The 19,755-nt window shown below is 67.9% G+C and carries 15 protein-coding genes; 4 read left to right on the top strand and 11 right to left on the bottom strand.

The window, feature by feature from the left end; translation table 11 throughout:
- Positions 1–18 precede the first annotated feature (18 nt).
- Positions 19–744, top strand: coding sequence for an iron-containing redox enzyme family protein (locus DB30_RS25550; protein ID WP_052553580.1), 726 nt, complete (start codon positions 19–21; stop codon positions 742–744).
- A 14-nt stretch (positions 745–758) separates the two neighbouring features.
- On the opposite strand, the gene DB30_RS25555 is transcribed toward DB30_RS25550, so the two are convergent.
- Both DB30_RS25555 and DB30_RS25560 read right to left on the bottom strand, forming a co-directional pair.
- Complete coding sequence (locus tag DB30_RS25555) at positions 759–1,145, bottom strand: SPOR domain-containing protein (RefSeq protein ID WP_052553582.1); 387 nt, start codon at positions 1,143–1,145, stop codon at positions 759–761.
- Between the two features lie 484 nt (positions 1,146–1,629).
- Positions 1,630–2,019: a hypothetical protein gene (locus tag DB30_RS25560; protein WP_052553584.1), complete on the bottom strand. Its 390-nt coding sequence runs from the start codon at positions 2,017–2,019 to the stop codon at positions 1,630–1,632.
- Between the two features lie 337 nt (positions 2,020–2,356).
- Here DB30_RS25560 and DB30_RS25565 point away from each other — a divergent pair, with 337 nt between their 5' ends.
- From DB30_RS25565 to DB30_RS25575, 3 genes are all read left to right on the top strand, one after another.
- Positions 2,357–2,977, top strand: coding sequence for a hypothetical protein (locus DB30_RS25565; RefSeq protein WP_052553586.1), 621 nt, complete (start codon positions 2,357–2,359; stop codon positions 2,975–2,977).
- 155 nt (positions 2,978–3,132) lie between these two features.
- Positions 3,133–4,698, top strand: a complete 1,566-nt coding sequence (locus DB30_RS25570) for a CotH kinase family protein (protein ID WP_052553588.1) — start codon at positions 3,133–3,135, stop codon at positions 4,696–4,698.
- 847 nt (positions 4,699–5,545) lie between these two features.
- Positions 5,546–8,269, top strand: coding sequence for a M48 family metalloprotease (locus tag DB30_RS25575; RefSeq protein ID WP_052553592.1), 2,724 nt, complete (start codon positions 5,546–5,548; stop codon positions 8,267–8,269).
- A gap of 36 nt (positions 8,270–8,305) precedes the next feature.
- On the opposite strand, the gene DB30_RS25580 is transcribed toward DB30_RS25575, so the two are convergent.
- The 9 genes from DB30_RS25580 to DB30_RS25620 all read right to left on the bottom strand — a co-directional run bounded on the left by DB30_RS25580 (position 8,306) and on the right by DB30_RS25620 (position 19,660).
- Complete coding sequence (locus tag DB30_RS25580) at positions 8,306–10,552, bottom strand: phytanoyl-CoA dioxygenase family protein (protein ID WP_052553594.1); 2,247 nt, start codon at positions 10,550–10,552, stop codon at positions 8,306–8,308.
- 334 nt (positions 10,553–10,886) lie between these two features.
- Positions 10,887–12,860, bottom strand: a complete 1,974-nt coding sequence (locus tag DB30_RS25585; protein ID WP_052553596.1) for a serine/threonine-protein kinase — start codon at positions 12,858–12,860, stop codon at positions 10,887–10,889.
- 249 nt (positions 12,861–13,109) lie between these two features.
- Positions 13,110–13,769 (bottom strand): protein-L-isoaspartate(D-aspartate) O-methyltransferase, encoded by a 660-nt coding sequence (locus tag DB30_RS25590; RefSeq protein WP_052553726.1) that lies wholly within the window; start codon positions 13,767–13,769, stop codon positions 13,110–13,112.
- A gap of 159 nt (positions 13,770–13,928) precedes the next feature.
- A complete protein-coding gene (locus tag DB30_RS25595; RefSeq protein WP_146660583.1) occupies positions 13,929–15,092 on the bottom strand; it encodes an NHL domain-containing protein in 1,164 nt (387 codons plus the stop codon).
- A 6-nt stretch (positions 15,093–15,098) separates the two neighbouring features.
- Positions 15,099–15,617 carry a hypothetical protein gene (locus tag DB30_RS25600; RefSeq protein WP_052553600.1) on the bottom strand — a complete coding sequence of 173 codons (519 nt, stop codon included), beginning with the start codon at positions 15,615–15,617 and terminating at the stop codon, positions 15,099–15,101.
- Between the two features lie 44 nt (positions 15,618–15,661).
- Entirely contained in the window at positions 15,662–16,135 is a 474-nt protein-coding gene (locus DB30_RS25605) for a hypothetical protein (RefSeq protein WP_052553602.1), read from the bottom strand.
- A complete protein-coding gene (locus DB30_RS25610) occupies positions 16,132–17,457 on the bottom strand; it encodes an NHL domain-containing protein (protein ID WP_146660585.1) in 1,326 nt (441 codons plus the stop codon). Before DB30_RS25610 ends, DB30_RS25605 begins: the two co-directional genes overlap by 4 nt.
- Positions 17,454–18,659, bottom strand: a complete 1,206-nt coding sequence (locus DB30_RS25615) for an NHL repeat-containing protein (protein WP_052553606.1) — start codon at positions 18,657–18,659, stop codon at positions 17,454–17,456. The genes DB30_RS25610 and DB30_RS25615 overlap by 4 nt, the downstream gene beginning before the upstream one ends.
- Complete coding sequence (locus DB30_RS25620) at positions 18,656–19,660, bottom strand: WD40/YVTN/BNR-like repeat-containing protein (protein WP_146660587.1); 1,005 nt, start codon at positions 19,658–19,660, stop codon at positions 18,656–18,658. Before DB30_RS25620 ends, DB30_RS25615 begins: the two co-directional genes overlap by 4 nt.
- Positions 19,661–19,755: the final 95 nt, after the last annotated feature.

A 19,755-nucleotide genomic window follows, 5' to 3' on the forward strand; every position in this document is an offset into this window, starting at 1 on the left:
TGGAGGCATGATCACGACATGACCCGCGACGGATTTTGCGAGGCGCTGTTGCAGATCATGGAGCGCAAGCAGCACTGGGCGTGGCCAAGCTTCAATTCGGGTGAGGTCGCGGCGGATCGCCTGCATTTGCACCTCGAGCAGGAGTACGCCACCTATGTGCGCGACTTCCCGGTCTTGGTTGGGCGGGCCTACGTACAGTGCCCGGTCCCCGCCGTGCGCCGCGAGCTCGCCGAGAACCTCTACGAAGAAGAGACGGGTGGGATCGCGGCTGGGCGCCCGCACCCCGAGCTGTTCCTCGAGTATCCGCGCGGCCTGGGCATGGACCTGAGCCGGTTCGAGGCGGTCGAGCTGCTGCCGGCCGCGGCGGCCTATCGCGCGACGCTCGACGACCTCACGATCGCGCGTGGCTGGGTCACGGCCGCCTGCGTGGTGACGATCTTCATCGAGGGGACCCGCCACGATCGCGGCGAGCTCGACCCGGACACCCCCCGGCGCCCTGCGCCGCCGCTCGAGCAGCACCCCTTGGTCGTCCACTACGGTCTGCCGCTCGAGGCGCTGGCGCTGACCAAAGCCCACCGCGCCGTCGAGGGCGATCATCGGGCGGCCGCGTGGCGCTGCGTATTGGATCACAGCCCCGAGGGCGCCCGGGCCGAAGCGGTCGCGGCGATGCAGCAGACCCTGACTGCCTGGCTGCGCTACCGCGATGAGGTCGCGGTGTCCTGTGGGCTGACCCCACCCGATTAATTTGCGGCGAGATCTCAGCAGCCAACAACGACGGCGAGCTGGCGGACGAAGCCATCGAAGCCAAGCTGCGCGAGCGTCAGCTGGGCGCGCTCGGCCTGCTCGAACTCGTCGAAGGGGCCCACGCCAATCCGAAAGCTGGGGGGCAGCTCGCCCTCGCCGCCAACGGCCTCGACGAAGACCGAGAGCTCATCGCCAAGGCGCCGCTGCAGGTCGGCGGCCAGCGCGTCCGCGCTGTCGCGGTCGGGGAGCAGCTCGATCTGGACGGCGCTCAGACCCTGGATCGCGGGCGCCTCGAACACGTCGGTGACCGCAACGCGCTGGATCAGATCAATCAGCTCCCCAGCGGCGGGGTCGAAGGAGGAGAACCAGGAGAGGACCACCAGCGAGATCTGCGAGAGCATGGCCGCCGACAGTTCACGGTGCGTGCCAATCTACAAACGGGGTCTGGATGACCCCCACAGGCGCCTTCGCACTTCGGGTCCCTCGCTTCGCTCGCTCCCATCGGGCGTTTGTTCGCAGGGGCATGTGTGGCCCCCTAGGAGCCCTAGAAGGGGGCTCTTCGCTGGCAATGCCCGCCCATGGTGTTCTGAGTAAGCTTGCAATCATTGGTGACAAGTATGATTGCAACACGACGCCGGCAGCACGACGCGGGCAAGTCGCATGGAGCGCCGCCCGGTGGCCGTTGGTGCCCAGACAAGAGCCCCTCCAGACAAGAGCCCCCTTCTAGCAGACAAGAGCCCCTTCTAGCAGACAAGAGCCCCTTCTAGCAGACAAGAGCCCCCTTCTAGGGGGCCACACATACCCCTGCGAACAGCCTACCCATTGGGAGCGAGCGAAGCGAGTGACCGCGAAGTGCGAAACCGGCTGTGGGGGTCTAAGGAGGGTCTAAAACACCCCAGCCGTCGGATCGAAGTGCAAGACGGCGATCGCCGCGCGCGGCATCAACCGCAGCCGGAAGTCGATCGAGTGCTCGGGGTCGGTCACGCGCAGGCGCAAGCTCGTGCCGATCGTCGCTTGGGTCTGGCGTTGATCGCGTTGGAATTCCCAGCGCTTGTAGGGCTCGAAGCCGGCCAGAAAGCCGTAGTCCGTGGCTGGCATCCACTCGACCGGCAGGACCAACATCAAGCGGGCACGCTCGGGCTGGAGTTGAAGCGGCGGCGGCATGGTCCAGCTGAGCCGCTGGATCCCGAACACGGTCGTACCCAGCGCGGGCTGGGGCATGGTTTCGGCGGCCGACTCGGGCTTGGTCGCGCCCGCCTCTGGTGCAGTGAGCACAGTCGCCAGCGACGCCGCGGCAGCGCACGCCCAACTAACGACGCGCGTGGATCGTGAGGGGCGGGGGCTGCAGCGAGACTTGGACATGCCGTGACCTACGCGATCATTGTACTGAACCCACGATCAATTGAGAAGCGTGTCACGCAGCGTGTTCGGATCAATTCGAGGCCTCCGGCAAACGTGGCACAACGCCCCATCGGCGATCGAAAGCGAGCGCTTCACAGCAATTCGAGTGGGGGAGCATGCAAAGTGAACGGTTGCGCCCGCGCGCCAAGCTGTCTTCAGCTCGGGCGAGGGCTTCTCGCCCGCTTGCAAACGTTTTCGTAGACTGCCCGCCGTGCTGCGTCACTTCATCCCGTCCCTCGCGCTCCTCGTCTGCGCGTGCTCGACCACAACTCCCACGCAACCGCCTCCGGCCAAGGAGCACAACGGGGCGGCGTCGTCGGCTGACGCAGACCCAGCCGCTGGGGACGCCGGCGCCACCGCCGAGCCCACGCGACCGTCCGAGCTGGCGCTGCCCAGTGGTCCGCTGTGCGATACCAACGCCGACTGTAGTGACGGGCAGGTGTGTGAGGGGGCAGGCTGCGAACCCGGGCAGGGACGTTGCGTCAGCGCCGAGCGGGCGTGCACCCGAGATCTCGCAGAGTACTGCGGCTGCGATGGCAAGACCTTCTCTGGCTCTGGCTCGTGCCCAGGCGCTCGCTATGCCTACCGCGGCGCGTGTGCGCCCAACAAAGAAGACGGCGAGCCGTGCAGCGACGGCCGCCAGTGTCGCTCTGGTCAGTGCGTGGGCGAAGGTCTCGAGGGTTGCACCAAGGCGGACCTAGGTGTGTGCGGCGTAGCGCCGTGCACCAGGGATCTGGCGACCTATTGTAGTTGCAACAATACATTGATGCAGAGCTCTGGGTCGTGCCCGGATCGGCAGTTTGCCTATCGCGGGCCCTGCGAATCCAACTGATACAAATCGGTGATTGGCTGACGCGGCGCCCCGCAGTTTGTGCGTGGGCGAGGCGCCGTGGCCCGCGATTATAGACATGACACACCAATGACACGCAGATGAAACTAGCGCTATAGAGTTCGAGCGGTGTCACATCGCAGCATTCGAGGTTAGACATGACGAATTCGGTGCGGACAGGTAGTCTCCATATTGCCCTCTCGATTGCGCTGGCCGGGTGCTCCGGGTCAGCGACAGGATCTGGAGATCCTGTCGCCGAGGGCACAGACACGGGCTCGAGTGGGCTCAGCGACCCGGAATCGGGCTCGGACGCGAGCACCGACACGACCGCCGAAGCGGACGACGGGACCGACGACACCACTGACGATGGCGGCGCGATCGAGCCAGACCTTCCACCCGAGACGCCGCCAGATCCCGCCGCGCCAGAAAAATTATTCTCGCACGACTATCTGCCGGTCTATCGGATCACCATGCATGGCGCCGACTGGTCACAAGCCTGGGACTATCTCTTGGCCCAGCTCGACTCCAAAGCCAAGTGCGCGGAGCGGCCGTTCATCGAGGCGGACATCGAGTTCGAGAACCCGTGGACCGGCGAGACCGAGGCCTACGAGCAGGTCGGGTTTCGGATTCGCGGGCACGACCTCCCCGAGCAGATCCTGAGCCAGCCGGACGAGCGCTTCGGGTTCAAGATGTCGTTCGTGGAGTATGTGCCGGGGCGGCGGTTCCACGGGCAGCGACGTCTGAATTTCTTGTCCTCCGAGCGCGACGACACGCTGATGCGACAGTGCCTGGTCTACGAGATCATGCGCGACTTCGATGTCCCGACGGCGCGGTGTAACTTCGCTAGTGTGTATGTCAACGGGGACTATGTTGGCGTGTTCGCGCATGTCGAAGAGCGCGACGACGGCAGCTATGTACAGAATCGCTTCCCCGACGATCCCGACGGCAGCATGTACGAATTTGGGGATTGCTGGGGCGACGAAGAGGACGTCATGAGGGACCTGGGCCCGGATGTCCAGCCATACGCCGAGACCTACCAGCTCGAGGCCGGCACTGTGGAGACCGACATCCTGACCGACCTGATCCCCTTCTCGCAGTGCGCGAGCGCGCCCCAGCAGGAGTTCGAGGCGTGCATCGAGGACCACATCCACCTCGACGAGTGGCACCGCGCGATGGCCTCGATCTTGGCCATCCCCGAGATGGACGGCTGGGCGTCCAGCAGCAGCAATTTCGTGATGTACAACTATGGACCGCTGGGGGCGTCTCGGCGCTTCGTGGTGTTTCCGTGGGACGTGGATCGGGCGTTCAAGGACACCTGCGACGAAAATGATGACGAGGGCGACAACTTGACGGGTCCGTGCCACATCATGGCCAAGAGCTGGGAGGACGGCATGTCACCGCTCCTGGTCAACCGACTGCGGGAGCCCCCGTTCCGCGCGGGGTTCTGCGCCGCGATGGAGTCCTTTGTCGAGCAGCTCTACAATCCCGCGGCGATCGCCTCGCGCGTGGCCGATCTACGCACCCGGCCCCGGCTGGCGGCCAAGCCCTTCGAGGGGATGACCGAGCCCAGCCTGGAGTACTTGATGCAGCACGATCCGCTTTGGGATCACGCGCGCTTCATGGACGGGATTGAGGACATCGTTGAGGAGCGGGTGCCCGACCGACACGCGGCGTTGGTCCAGCAACTCATGGATTGCGAGATGTCGCCGCTCGTTGATGGGTAGCTATTATTTATTACCCCCACAGGCGCCTTCGCACTTCGCGGGCCTTCTGTGACCCCCACAGGCGGTTTCGCACCACGCGGTCACTCGCTTCGCTCGCTCCCAACGGGCCGTTTGTTCGCATCCGCATGTGTGGCCCCCTCGAAGGGGGCTCTCGTCTGGGCACCTGGAGCTGGGTGGGTGCCTCTCCATTTACGTGGTCGATTATGACCCCCACAGGCGCCTTCGCTCCTTGGGGGCGTTTGTTCGGACTTAGAAGGGGGCTCCGAACGCATTTCGTGGGTCGATGGGACGGGCAGCGCGCGGAGATGGAGTGGACTTCGGGTGTGCGGTGCTGCGGGATCCGAAGCTTCGGGGGCGGGCGGACAGCTGCGCGGTGAACTGGGTGAGCAGGAGTCCGACGACGCCGCCTAGCAGGGCCAGGTCATGCCACTGGGCGGTCAGGGCGAGGGCCATCGCGGGGAGCGCCACGCGGGCGGGGGCGCTCCATAGTGTGCTGGCGCCGTCGCGCTGTGCGACCAGCTTGTTCAACGACCGACGGTGGATCAGCAGGTAGCTCTCGCCGGCTGCGACTCCGATCGAGAAGCCCGCGAGGACCAACGCTAGCTGTTCAACCGTCATCTCGTTTGACCTCGCGTCCCGACGCCGATCTGCCGCCAGCAGGGGAGTCGGGTCAGCTTATGCCCAGGGGCGAGTCTTACGCAGCAGTGATGCCGGCAAACAATTCGGAGGGCAGGGCAGGGCAGGCGCAATAATCGACGATGACAACTCCCCGTGAAGCTGCTGCAAGCGGGGATCTGCGCGCCGCCAATGCAACTTGGCTGCCACAGTGGTAGGCCATGAGCAGGCCATGCCCGAAGCTCCAAGCCAGCGACGCGACGCCGCCGGGCGTCTTCACGAGGCCGGCAAGGGCGAGCTGCTCGAGGAGCTGCGCCTCAACGGTGAGCTCGAGCTAGGCGGGGGCAACCGATCGTCGGCGAGCTTGTGCCTGACGAACGCGGGCCTGTACTTGGTGTTGCTGCAGGTGTCGGTGCTGCAGCACGGGCGGGGGCAGCCGCACCCCGATGTGATCGACCTGCTCGGCGCCAACCGGCGGCTCCGCTATCACACGCGGCTGCTCGGTGATCGCCTGGAGATCGATCGTTGGATGTTGAGCGTCCCTCGCGGCCACGCCGAGCAGGCGCTGCGGATGATCGGGCTCGCGCGGATCCGCCGGGCGTTTGGGCGCGTCGCGGGCAGCGGGCCCGAGCGACGCGAGCAACAGGCGGCGCAGGGGCGGGCCCGGATCGATGATCCGGACGGACCGTGGGCGTGGTCGGGGCCCTTCATCGACGAGATCAGCCCGATCGAGCGGGCTTGGCTGCTGCGCTGGCTCGATCGTGACGAGCGACTGCTGGTCTGGAAATTCAGCGACGAACGGCACCGCTTCGACTCCCGCGTGCTCGGGGTGGTCGAGCGTGAACAAGCGCTGGTGATCACCGAGCGTCGGCAGAGCTTGGTCGCGATCTCGCCGGTCGGGGATCCGTGGTCGGCGGCGCTGCCCGACGCGCCGCTCGAGATCATCTCGAGCACGGTGGGGCGCTCGGTCGCGCGCAGCGGGGGCCACCAGCTGCGTCTGTCGCTTGGCGATGGGCGCTCGTTCGAGGAGCTCGCGCTGCTGCCGGGGCGCCGCGGGGTCGCGCGGCTGCGGGGTCTGGCGCGGGCGCTGTGGCGGCACGGTCGAGGCGGGGGCGCGATTGATCGAGCCTCGGCGATCCTCGACGAGCTCGCGCCAAACGATCCATTCGCACGCCTGACGCGGGCGCTGTTGATCGACCCGCGCGATCGTGACGCCGAAGCCAGCGGGCCCGGCCAGGCTCGGCCCGACCCGGACTCCAGCTCGCTCGCTGCGTTGGTGGCCCCGCTCGAGCCAACTTCTGCGCGAGCCTCTGTGAAGGTGGGGGGCCTGCCTGATCCGGTGTTCGAAGCCCTGCGCGAGCTGGTCGAGCATGCGCAGGGGGACGCGGCCGGGATCGGGGCGGCGCTGGTCGAGTGGTGGCGCGACTGGGAGCTGGGCCCCGAGCTTGGCGAGGTGCTCGTCGAGCACCTGTGCGAGCTGGGTCGGGTCGGGCTGGAGATCGGCCTGCCCTTGCACGAGGAGCTGCGTCCGCTGTTGCAAGCCCAGCTCGACGACAACCCGGTCGACGCGGCGTTGCTCGACTTCGTGCTCGCCGAGCATCTGCTCGCGCTCGGTCGGGCGAAGCAGGCGCTGCAGCTGCTCACCCAGCGGCGCCAGCAGCTGCCGAGCGAGCAGCTTCAGGACTTGCTGCCGCCCTCGCCAGCGCGCGGTGGCCAGCGGATTCGCATCGAGCTCCATGAGCTCGCCGCGGCCGCGCATGCCCAGCTTGGTGACGATCAGGGCGTCGCGCTGTCGGAGCTGGCGCGGCTGCAGCCGCTGGTGCTCGAGCGGGTCGAGCAACTGATCGAAGACCTGCGCGCGCGCGCGCTCGAGGATGGCGACCCCAAGCGGTCGCTGCTGATCCGAGCCAAGCGTGTCCGCGAGCTGCTCGACGAGCAGGGCTTCGCGCCCAAGCCGGCGTTGGCGGCCGGCTCGGATCCGCGGCCGGACGCCGAAGCGAGCCCCGAAGGCGACGCAGGCGGGACGCTGGAGCGCTATCGGGTCCGCTCGCTCGACGCTGAGCGGCTCGAGCTCCTGCGCCACCCCGCGGCTCGCGTCGATGGCGTGCTCGGTCGCTTGCAGGGCGCGCTCGCCAAGGTCGCCGTGCCGGACTGCTCGGTGCTCAAGAGCTACTGCGAGCGGGCCAACCTGGCGCGCAACGCCGCGCTGGCGCGGGCGCTGACCGATGCGACCGTGGTCCTCGGGCTTGGCAGCGTAGAGGTGTTCGTGTCGCGGGGCGACAAGTCGGTGGGCTTGCGCGCCTATGAGGGGGACACCTCGTTCTTGCTGGTTGGCGGTGATCACCTCAACCCCAGCAGCGACGCGTTCTTGGATCCGGCCGCGCTACGCTTCGCGGTCGCAGCCGAGCTCGCGCACCTTCGCTACTCGCACACGCGGGTGACCGGCGATGAAGTCTGGGCGGGCACCGTTGGGCTTGGGCTCCAGGGGCTGGGGATGCTGATCGTCGCCGCGCCGATCCTCAAGGGGCTCAAGGCACCGGCGCAGCACCTGCTCGACAAGGTCGGCGCCCCCGCGATCACCCGCTGGCGCAAGAAGCTCGAGGGCCGCGACGCGCACACGCTGGCGAGCGACAACAGCCAGGTCATCGCCGCGCACCGAGCCATGCAGCTGAGCGCCGACCGAGCCGGGCTGGTGGTCTGCGGGGATCCGCGCGCCGCGATCCGGGCCATGTTCTCGGTCCATCCGGCCTACCTCACCCTGTGGCCCTTGGTTGGTAGCCACGGCCTGCGGACCACGGTGACCCGGGAGCTGCGGGCCGACGACGAGCGCGAGCGCAGGCGGCTCGAGGATCTCGCCGTCCGCGTGGCCGCGCTGCTGAGCTTCTACCTGTCCGAGGACTACGCGCTGCTGCGGGCGGCGATCATGCCAGCTGATGCGCCCGCGGACGTCAGCTGATCCCTCGCCACGGGTCGCCGTCTTCGCCTTGGCGCGTCACGGGGTTTGGATCGCCCGATGGATCGCCAGCTCGACCGGCGACAATTGCTCGACCGGTCGCGTGATGTCCAGCGGCTGCTTCATGTACACCATTGGATTGGCCATCCAGCGGATGCGGCCGCTGCGGTTTTGCGAGGCCGAGTGCATCAATAGAGGGTGCAGCAGCAAGATGTCGCCAGCCTCGCCCACGACCTCGTGGAAGCGCTCGCACAATTTGGTGATGCGGCTGCCCCGATCGGTGACGAAGTCGACGCCCGAGGGGTTCGCGGCCAGCTCACGAGCCACGCGCGCGACCGAGTCCAGCGCCAACCACGTGTTGCCCGAGCGCGGCAGCAGCTTGTCGAACAACGCGATGCACACCAGCCCGTTGCGGATCCGATCCACGCGGGTGGTTGGGCTTGGGTCGTCGATGTGCCAGCTGGTCGCGTGGCCCGAGGGTTGATCCTTGGCGTCGGGGTCGTCGTCGCGCAGGTTCAAGATCAGGTAGTTGCCCCAGCTCGTGGTCTCGATCCGCGCGGGGCCACCCAGCAGATCGCAGATCGCCGCCCACGCGGTCGGTGAAAACTCTTCGATGACCAGGGTCTCGGGCCCGAGCAGGTCGATGCGCGAGCGGTTCCAGGTGCTGGGATCGTCGGCCGAGAAGCCCGCGAGCGAGCGGCTCTCGTCGCTGGGATCGTAGCCCCGGACCCACCGCTCGGGCTCGTCGCGGAGGCGTCGCTTGGCGTCTTCCCGCCAGCGGCGGGCCAGCTCGGGATCAAAGGCACCGGGCAACACGATGAAGCCATCGCGCAGGAACTGCTCGATCTGCGCGGCGCTCAGGTAGCGGGGCGTCCACAGCTGGGATGGATCGGAGTCGTCGCGGCGCTGGGCCTCGTGCTCGGTGCGGCGCGCGTCGGCCTGATCCGGCCGCGGCGGACGGACGCCGATCGCCCACACCAGCGTCGCCTCGTACTGCGAGATCAGCTCGTCTTCATCGTGGTGGAGCTTGGCGCAGTGGCTGGGACCCTCGCCGACAGGGGCGACGTGGCGCAGGTGCAGGCGTCCGTTGGATCCCTTGCGCGCGTAGGTGGACAGGCTCACGTCGCGCTCGCTGGTCAGCATCCCGTGGGCGCGCTGGAGGATCTGCGCCTTGATCTCGCGCTCGGCGGCGGGACCGTCATCGGTCCACAGCGACAGGCCCGCGCTCGCGGCCGCGTCGGCGAGCAGCCCGGGCGCCCACTCGAGCAGCTCTTCAAACCGCCGCTCGATGCCGGCGGTGAACTCGTGGGGATCTTGCAGGTGACGCGTCACGGCCAGCGCCAGGTTGATCGCAACCGAGTTCGGCAGCGCGACGCGGGCGCGCTCGAACAGCTCGGCGGCCTCGCCGGGATCATCGACCAGCAGGCGGGTGGCGAGGCCGCGCAGGTACAGCAGCTGCGGATCATCACCGGCCTCGCGGGTCAGCAGCAGCGCTTGGTTGGCGTCGCCCCAGGCCAGCGCGAGCGCGGCCCGCTCGGCGCGCAACGCCGCCGCGTTGGCATCGGAGAGCGCCGCCGCGCGCTGCTCGGCGGACTCGAGCTGATCGAGGAGCAGCTCGAGCCGCAGCCGGGCACGCAGCAGCGCCGGGTGATCTCCGTGGCGGCGCAGCAGCGTGTCCAGGGCCTCGCCGGCCGCGTCCGGGCCATCGCGGAACAACAGCGCGTACGCCTTGCGTGCGCTGAGATCGGGCGGACCTTCGAGCGCTTGTTGGGCGCGGCGACGGATCGCCGCTTGCCGCTGCAGCTCGAGGCCGTGGGCGCGCAGGTGCTTGGCGCCGTGGATGTCGAGGGTGGCGATCGACTCGCGTAGCTCGCGAGCTTCGTGCGACCAGCCCAGCAAGGTCGTGTACTTGAGCGCCAGCTTGCGGGCCCGGGTGGCGACGCCAACCTCATCGTTGGGCCCGGCGTTGGCGGCGGCCCGCGTGAGCGTGGCGACGCCGCGATCGTAGTCGCGGACGGCGATCAGGCCGGCGCCGCAGATCCACAGCAGCAAGGGATCGGGCTGCTGCTGGTCATCCTGGTCATCCTGGTCATGCGTGTCATGCAGCTCGAGCGCGGCGAGAAAGTCCGCGCGGGCGCGGCCCCACGCACGCCGCCGCGCACGCGCGAAGGCCCGAAACGCCAGCGCGCGCGACCCAAGCTGATCCAGCAGCGACTGCGCCTCGGGCGAGTCGAAGCGCGAGTCGTTGAGCTCGGCGAACAGGCGCAGGTACAGCTCTTCGGCCACGGGCACGAGGATAGCGTGTCGAGGCCGCGGTCTCGACACGCTGACGCCAAGCGGTTGGCCAGCGACCGCGCACAGGCGAACGCGGAACGCGGAACCCGCGACGCTGGCCCCAGCCAAGGCCGCCAACACCGTCGAGGTTCGCCTCTCTAGGCCCGAATCAAGCGCTGCGCGCTCGACTCGGGCCTACTATGTCTTCAAGGGGGCTTTCAAAAGCCCCCTCGCTTCGGCGGCGGAGCCCCCTTCGCTCACCCCAAACGCTCGCCTGTCGGCTCGTACTAGCCCCAAATCATTCACCTTTTCCAATTCAGCGCTTGATTTGGGTCTAGGACCACTCTCAGCCCGAGCGAAGCTCGTTTGGCACCCGCCGGAACGACTCTGGCCGCCACACGACAAACAGCGTCAGCGTGAGCACGGCGTGTGAAGCCGACATGATGCACATGCTCAGCTCGTAGGGGGTGGGATCCCAGCTGCGATCCCAATTGGCCAGGGTCCAGGCGACCGCGAGGAAGCCCAAGCCATAGCCGACCGCGGCCGGCCACAGGCGCGGGTCGAGCAAAATTGTGATCATCGCGCTACACACGAACCACAAGAAGAGCTGCAGCAACAACACGAGCTCGACGGAGAACCCGTAAAGGATCCCACCGAGGATCAGCACGAGTGGCGCCGCGATCGAGAACACCATGGCGCTCGCGGCCTTGCGATTGAACGCGGTCTTGGCCAGAGACTCGCGGCCCCAGATCATCACGACCACCATGATCACCACGAACAGCGCGGGGAGGCTGAACATGGTCGTGAGGTCGCTCGGCGGGGGCCACCTCGACAGGACCAACGGCAGCCCGCTCCAGCACGTGCCCAGCATGACGAGCGCGAACCACCGGGTCCGCTGGCCGATGCGTGCGTCGTGGTCGTCGCCAAACTTGCGCAGCCGCTCGACTTCCTCGCGGTCTGCCTCGCTCGCGGCGATCGCCAGCTCGAGCGCGGTGACGAGCTCTGCAGGCGGATCGTGGAGCTCGGCCAGCAGCAAGCTCGCGGCCCGATGTTCGCCGTGGTCGAGCTCGTAGCGGGCGACCAGGGTCAACAGCTCGCGGGTGCCTTGGCGGGCCTCGGGGTTGTCGGTCCAGCGATCCAGCGCGGCCTGAAACCCAAACCGACAGGCGGCGAACAGATCGTGGACCTCGAGGCGCAGGTCGTCCTCGCTGGCGTTGGTTGGGTTGCTGGCTTGGCGAGCGATCGTGGCCTCGAGCGCGACGAGCCGCTCGCGGGCCTCGTGGGCCAAGCGGCGCGAGCCTCGATGCCGCAAGTACGCCTCGATCGCCCCTTGCAGCGCCGCGACGTCGGCGTAGCGATCCTGGGGCGACCTGGCCATGGCCCGGCAACAGACCGCGCGCAGCTCGTCATCCATGCCGCGGACGAAGCGAGGGGACGACTCGACCACGCTGTCGACGAACGCGGTCAGGCTCTCGCAGCGATGCGGCGGTGTGCCCTCGATGATCTCGTAGAGGATCGCGCCGAGCAGGTAGACGTCGGTCTGAACCCCGAGCGCGCTGGCGCTGGCGCTGAGCATCTCGGGCGCCATGTAAGCCGGGGTCCCGACGGTTTGATCGACCTCGCGGGCGAGCGGAAACCGACCGCTGCCGTCATCTTCGAGGCTGACGGCGATGCCCCAGTCGAGCAGGTAGACCTGGCCAAACCGGCCGATCATGACGTTCTCGGGCTTGAGGTCGCGGTGAATGATCCCACGGCTGTGGGCGAACCGGGCCGCGTTGCAGACTTGCAGGAAGATCCGCAGGTTCCAGTCGAGCAGCTCGTCGCTGCCATGCTGCTCGCGGACGGCCTGCTCGTCGCGCATGAGGCTGCCCCAGTCGTTGCCGTCGACGAGCCGCATCATGATCACCGGCGCGCCGTCGGGGTCGAGGCCGACGTCGTAGATCGGCACGATGTTGGGGTGCTCGAGCGCGCCGGTGACCCACGCCTCGCGCAGCAGCTTGAGCGTGGTCGCCTCGCTGCGCGCGTGGACCCGAGCGGTCTTGACCGCGACCGGCCGGCCCATCGAGCGCTGGGTTGCGTGGCGGACGATGCCCATCCCACCCTCGCCAAGGGTCTCGCCTAGCTCGACTTCGCGGCGCAGATCACCGAGGGCGCCCGCTTGTTCGACGAGCGCGGCGACAGCTCGACGGCCGCGGGTGCCCGCGGTCTCGTCCGCCGGCGCCGGGCGGATCGTTGATTTGGGGGAGCGTTGGATCGCGTCGGCGAACGGGCCCAGAGTCTGCAGCAGGGCGGCGGGGAGCGTGTGGTCGTCGCCTTGCATCGGCAGAGCGAGCCTACACCTTCTCGTGCTTCAACGAGCACGAGCTAGGAGCCCGTGGTGCAATGCATCGCGTCGCCTCGCGCCGGGATTTTCGTCGAGATTGAGGAGCCGAAACGCACCTGTACCGGGCGTACTGGAAGTTTCGGCGACGAAGAGCTCGGCGGAAAGACCAAGCGAGGCGGCGTGAGGCGTTGCACCACGGGCTCCTAGGCTGGTATGGGCCCTGACGTGGACCTCGTTCGAGCGCGCTCAGTCTGAAATCGTCCCGGGCAGCATCGGCACGAACGCGACATCGAGCACCTTCTTGCGGACCAAGGCGTCTTGCTCGCGCTCGATCACGATCAGCTGCTGCCAGCCAAGATCGCTGCCGACCGGCGCGACCAGCCGGCCGCCAAGCGCGAGCTGGTCCGTCAGCGCCTCGGGCAGCTTGGGTGGCGCGGCGGTCAGCAGGATCGCGTCGAAGGGCGCGCGCTCCGGCCAGCCCGCGTAGCCGTCGGCGTGGCGAACTTCGACGTTGGCGTAGCCGAGCTCGTGCAGGGTCGCCTCGGCCCGGCGAGCGAGCGCGGCGATCCGCTCGATCGTGTAGACGGTCGCGCCAAGCTCGGCCAGGACCGCCGCTTGGTAGCCAGAGCCGGTCCCGATCTCGAGCACGGTCTCGCCGGCCTCGAGCTCGGCGAGCTGGGTCATCAGCGCGACGATGTAGGGCTGGGAGATCGTGACCCCGTGACCGATCGGCTGGGCTCCGTCCGCGTAGGCTCGACCGGCGACGTTGGCCGGCATGAAGCGATGGCGCGGCACGGCGAGCATGGCCGCGAGCACGCGTGGGTCGTCAATGCCACGGGTCTGCAGCTGACGCGCGACCATCTGGGCCCGCTCGTCCTCGCGTTCGAAGCTGCGCTGGGTGATCATGCTGCGTCCGCTATCGACTGGCGCTTGCTTGGACCGACAGCTGAAGGTCACGACGATGAGCGTCAGTACTCGCAGGGCGCGGCGCATGGGCCGATTGAACCCGAGCCCGACAAGCGGAAAACCGAAAGATCTGCGCGAGGCGCCCGTGGACCTCGCTTGCTAGCGGACACCCACTCGCCAGATCTTGGAGTTTGACTGGTCGACCACCACGAGGCTGGCGTCGTCCAGCGCGATCCGAGCCGTGAACCCCAACGTGGACTCCGTGGCAGGGCCGGGGTTGCCGGGGCCCTGCTTGCCGGTCCCGGCGATCGTCGTGATCACGCCCATGGGGTCGACGCGCCGGATTCGAAAGTTGCTGCGATCGGCGATGTAGAGCGTGCCGTCGTCGTCGCGGGCGAGGCCGAAGGGCTCGTTGAGCTGGGCTTGGGTCGCGGGGCCCCCGTCGCCCTGATCGCCCTCGACGCCGGTGCCAACGACCGTGCTGATGGTGGCGTCGGTCGCGAGCCGGCGCACGGCGTGGTTGAAGGTGTCGACGATGTACAGGTTGCCCTCGCCGTCGAGCTCGAGCGCGGTCGGCCAGCGCAGCGCCGCCTGAGTGGCCGGCCCCCCGTCGCCGCTGTAGGCCGCCTCGCCGGTGCCTGCGACGGTCGTGATGACGCCGGCTTCGATCTTGCGGACCCGGTTGGCCAGGCTGTCCGACACGTAGATCGTGTCGTCGGGCGTGACCGCGATCCCGTCGAGCTGGATGAACAAGGCGTCAATGGCCGGGCCCCCGTCGCCCTCATCGCCGACCGTGCCGACGACCCCATCCGCGGCGCCGGCGATCGTCTCGAGCGTGCCGTCGTCCGCGACCGCTAGCACCCGGGGGTCGTGATAGGACACGAACACCGGGCGATCATCCGACAAGAACGCGAAGTCGATCGGGTTCTCGAGCGGGGTGTCCCGAACCGGCAGATCGACCGACGCGATCGCATGAAAGCCGCTACCGACGACGGTCTCGAACAGCCCATCTTCGCCGATCCGGCGAAACCGCTGGTTGTTGAAGTCCATGACGTAGAGCAGCCCGTCCGGACCCCGTCGCGCCGCCGAGGGCAAGAAGAAGTCGGTGTCCTCTGGCGCGAGTCCGTCGCGGTTGAAGCCAAGATCGCCAGTGCCTGCTAGGTGGCACAGCTCGCCCAATTGAGCCCCATCGTCGCAGGGATCCGACGCACAGCCAGCCATGACCAAGCCGACCACGCCGACCAAGCCGACCACGCCCAGCGCCCAAGACCCGGCCCAAGACCCGGACCCAGCGAAGCTTCGGCGCTGTGATGTGCTACCCACGAGCTCCTAGCCGCGCGCAGGCGTGACCTGCACCGCGATGACTTCCCAGGTGTTCGGGCCATGGTTGTGGACGTGAAGTTGAATCTCGGCGTTGGGGGGAACGCTGTGGCCAACGCTGAAGCTCTGCTTGAACACGGCCGCAGCGGCGGGGATCGGGACCTCGAACTCCCAGACGAGCTCACCGTCGAGCGCCAGGCCGAGGTAGCCAAGCGCGGGCTCGGGCGCGCTCAGATCGTCGTGATAGCCCGAGACCGTCACCAGGTCGTTGGGGCCCAGCTCCCGCAGGATCGTCTGGCTCAGCGTGAGGTAGTTGCACACGTCAGTCTCGATCTCGATCGACTGCGCGAAGGGATCGACAAACCAGCCGGCGTCGTCACACGCCGCGTCTGCGGGTCGCTGGTCGGCGAACGCGTCGGCGCTGGGATCCGTGATCCGTGCCCACGCGTCGGCGCTGACGAGGGCCACGGGATCGGGGTCGGGGCCCGGCGGTGTCGGCTCGTCGGGGCAGCCCGCCAGCGTCAACATGCAGACACACACAGACAATGGCGAGACGCGAGCGGGCATCGGGTTCACGGCATCGCGCAGGTTCCGTCGTACCCTTCGGGGCCGACCCCGCACCCGGTGTGGCAACCAATGCACCGCGGCGCGTCTTCGTCGAGCACCTTGCGCTCGAGGTCGACCCGCTGCCAGGCCCAGTCCAGGGTGTCGGGTGCGCTGCCGTCCGGCAGCCGCCGCATCACCGTCCACTGCTTGATCGGCCCGGTGCAGTCGAAGTCACCAAAGTCGTACTCTTCTTTGAGGACCACCGCGTCGACCGGGAACGGCTCGACCCGGCCCTGATAGGGCTCGAGCGCGGTGGGCCCGGCGAGGATGCGGATGTTGTTGAGGTCATGATCGCCGCTGCCACGGCAGTCGCGGACCTCGACGTAGCTGGCCTCGTAGTCGGCCGGAAAGTCCGGCTCGATCTCGGGGTCTTCGTCCGGACATCCGCTGAGCAAGCCCAGCACGAGCGCGGCGGTGAGGAGGTTGATCGAGCGGGTCACGGCAGCAAGATACTCCGAATCACGCTGTTGCCGGTGTCGCTGACGAGCAACCGCCCATCGGCCCACTCCACGCCGAATGGAAGGTTGAGCAGGGCGTCCTCGGGCGGACCGCCGTCACCCTCGAAGCCGGACTCGCCGCAGCGGCCGACCGCCGTGCGGATCATGCCGTCTGTGTCGATTGCGCGGACGCAATGGTTGTACACGTCGGTGAAGTACAGCGTGCCGTCATCGGCCAGCGCGAGGTCGACCGGGAAGTTGAGCTTGGCGTCGAGCGCCGGCCCGCCGTCACCCGCGTAGCCGCTCTGCGGCACGCCCGACTGGGGTGGGGTGCCGGCGACGCGGCGGACCATGCCGTCGGTGTCGATCATGCGGATCAAGTGATTGGCGGTGTCGGCGAACAACAGGTTGCCCGCCGGGTCGAACAGGATCCGACCCGCCGGTGACGCCGACTGCCCAAACGGCTGCGCCATGCGCATCTGCGCGGCAGGGATGTCATCGCCCGAGTACCCGGGCGTGCAGGGCTTCGAGCAATACTCGTCGATGTCGCCGCAGGTGAATTTGCCGGACGGGCCGTTGGGACCGTCGGGACACTGCACGGGGTCAACGCCATCGGGGCACGGACCCGGGCCGCCGGGCGCGGGCGCGTCGACGATGCACTGGCCGGCGAGCAGGTGAATGTCGCCGCCCGGATCGACCATGCGCAGCACCTGATTGGCCTGATCCATGATCACCAAGTTGCCGTTGGGATCAAACGCCAAGCTGGCCGGCAGATCCAACGACGAGCTGGCCGCGTCGCCGCCGTCACCAAAGTACGCGCGCTTGCCATCGCCGCAGGTGTCCGAGACGACCCCGGTCGCGCGGTTGACCGTGCGGATCTTGCTGTTGTGCCAGGCCGCGATGATGATGTTCTCGCCGCTGGCGTCGAAGATGATGTTGGTCGGGTGGTTGAAGTCACCGTTGGCCGGATCATCGAGGCTGCCGCCAAGCTCCCCGCGGCCAGCGAGCCAGCTCAGGTTGCCTTCGGTGTCGAGCAGCCGCAGCCGGTGGTTGTTCCAGTCGAGGATGTTGATCGAGCCATCGGGCGAGGTCAGCGTGTCCTGCGGCAGCGACATCTTGGCCTCGAGCGCGTCGAGCACGGTGTCGTCGGCGTTGCGGTCGTAGCCGTTCTCGCCGTTGCCCGCGATCGTGCAGATCGTCCCGACCACGGTTGGATCGCAGTGGGGGAGCTCGGGCTCGCCGGGACAGCCGGTCAGGACCACGGCGCCCCACGACGCGAGCGCGGCGGCGCCGAGCACCGAAGAAGCTGAGCGAGGCGCGTTCATCGGGCCACCTTGACGATGCGAGAGTTGAGCGTGTCCATGACGTAGAGGTTGCCGTCGGGATCGAACGCGACGCCAAACGGGCGCCGCAGCTTGATCTCGGTGGCGAGCATGCCCTCGGTGTCCTCGATCCCCAGCTCACCCGTGCCGACCACGGTTCGGATCATGCCGGTCTCGAGGTTGATCGCGCGGACCTTGCCGTTGTCGGTGTCGGCGAAGTAGAGGTCCCCGTCGGGGCCGATCTCGAGGTCGCGCGGGCCGTTGAGCTGGGCGTTGATCGCCGGGCCGTTGTCGCCCGAGTCGCCGCCCTCGTAGGTGCCCGCGAAGCGGTTGATCGTGCCTGCCTCGAGGTCGATCACGCGGATCACGTCGGCCTCGGTCTCGGACAGGTACAGCATGCCCTCGTGGTACAGGATGCCGCCGCTGGGGTTGGGGTTGGACCCGACGGCCCACGAGAACTGGGCCATCGCGGCGGGCCCACCATCACCGTTGGTGGCGCCGTCACTGTTGCTCGTGCCGTCGCCCGCGATCGTGGTGATGATCCCGTTGGTGTCGATCTTGCGGACCCGCTGGTTTTGCTGGTCCACGATGTAGAGGTTGCCCGCCTCGTCGAAGCTGGCGTCGTTGAGCTGCTTGAACAGCGCCGACTCGGCCGCCAACATGCCGTCGCCCGCGTAGCCCGCTCCGCCGCCACAGACCACCGTCACGAACCCAGTGTCCGGGTCGACGGTGAGCAGCTTGTGGTTGTGCCACGCGACGACCAGCACCTTGCCGTCGGGCTGCATCAGCAGGTTTGTTGGGTGGTTCAACAACCAGTCCGAGCCGTTGGCGCCCATCGGCGGCAAGCCGGAGAAGGGGCCGTCACCGGGGAAGATTGGGTTGGTCAAGCCAACGACCGACTCGACCGTGTCATCGGTCAGGACCCGGCGGACCAAGAAGTTGTTGAAGTCGGTGAACCACGCGGTGCCGTCGGGCAAGAACAGCAGGTCTTGTGGCTGGTTGAGCAGGGTCTCGCGGCGGTGGAGGTTGTCACCGTTGAAGCCCTCGCCGCTGCGCAGGCCGATCCACGTGCACGCGTGCCCTGGCTCGAGATCCTTGCAGGGCTGATCGATGTTGGGCTCGTCTTCGCAGCCGGCGAGGCAAACCAGGCCCAGGGCCAAGACCGAGGCGAACAGCCGGGGTTGGAGCTTAGAGAAGTTTTTCATAGTCCACCGCTGGGGATCGACGGTCCCCGATGAATCAGCAGTCCGTCGTTAAATGGCGGGCTATAGACTTGCCCACCGACTGCCCACACGCAACCTTGGTCGTCGATCCAGGCCGCGTGAAGGGTCATGCCAAGGTTGAAGCCGAGGTCTTCGGCAGCCCACCCGGCGGAGGAGCGCGTGTACACGGCGCCGAAGCTACCGACCGCGACACCAAAGTCGTCCTCGCCGAGCGCGACGCCCGAGAGCCCCGGTGCTGGCGGATCGACGGCGACCGTTGTCCACTGGCCAGCTTCGTACTCCGAGATGATGCCCGTGGCCGCCCCACCAACGGCGACGTAGCGATCTTCGCTGGCGTGCACGGTGAACAACGAAGAGCCCACCCCCGAGTCCCCGAGCGTGAGCGCGGTGCCGTCCCAGTGCATGGCGACGCCGTTGCTGCCGACGAGCCAAGCATCATCTGGGCTGGTGCCAAACACCTTCCAGATCGATCCGGCGTCGCTGACCTCGGCGGGCAGCGACGGTTCGGGGGTCCAGGTGTCGCCGCTCAGCCGCCACACAAACCCGCCGGTCGAGTCCGACGCGCCCCCGACCGCCCACACATCGTCGGCGCTCGCCCCCCAGATCCCGAACACGGTGTCGGTGCCTGGCGTGTCCATGAGGGTGAACTCGCCGGCCTCGTAGCGAAGGATCACGCCGCCCTCGCCACCCATGAACACGGGGCCGTCCTCGAACCCGAACACCCACCACAGGCTGCCTTGGGTCTGGCCCGACTCCACGCGCGTCCAGGTCTCGCCGTCGAAGTGGATGATCGTGGGGCCCAGGCCATCCTGGCTGTCGCCGCCCACGGCCCAGACGTTGGTGGAGCTGGTACCCCAGACCGAGAGCAGCGCGCCGGGCAAGCCGCGATGGACGATCTCCCAGCCCTCTTCTGGGGGGTCTGGCTCGCTTGGACACGCGACCAGACACGAGGACATGAGCACGAGCAGAAGTGGGCGTGACACGTTCTAGCAGCCTAACAGCCGCCGAATTACCCGACAAGCTGCGCGCTCGTGAGCGCACACCCTCGCTGGATCGCCATGCAGCGTGATCGAACCCG

It is taken from the genome of Enhygromyxa salina (genome assembly GCF_000737335.2).
In the GTDB taxonomy this organism is placed as follows: domain Bacteria; phylum Myxococcota_A; class Polyangia; order Nannocystales; family Nannocystaceae; genus Plesiocystis; species Plesiocystis salina_C.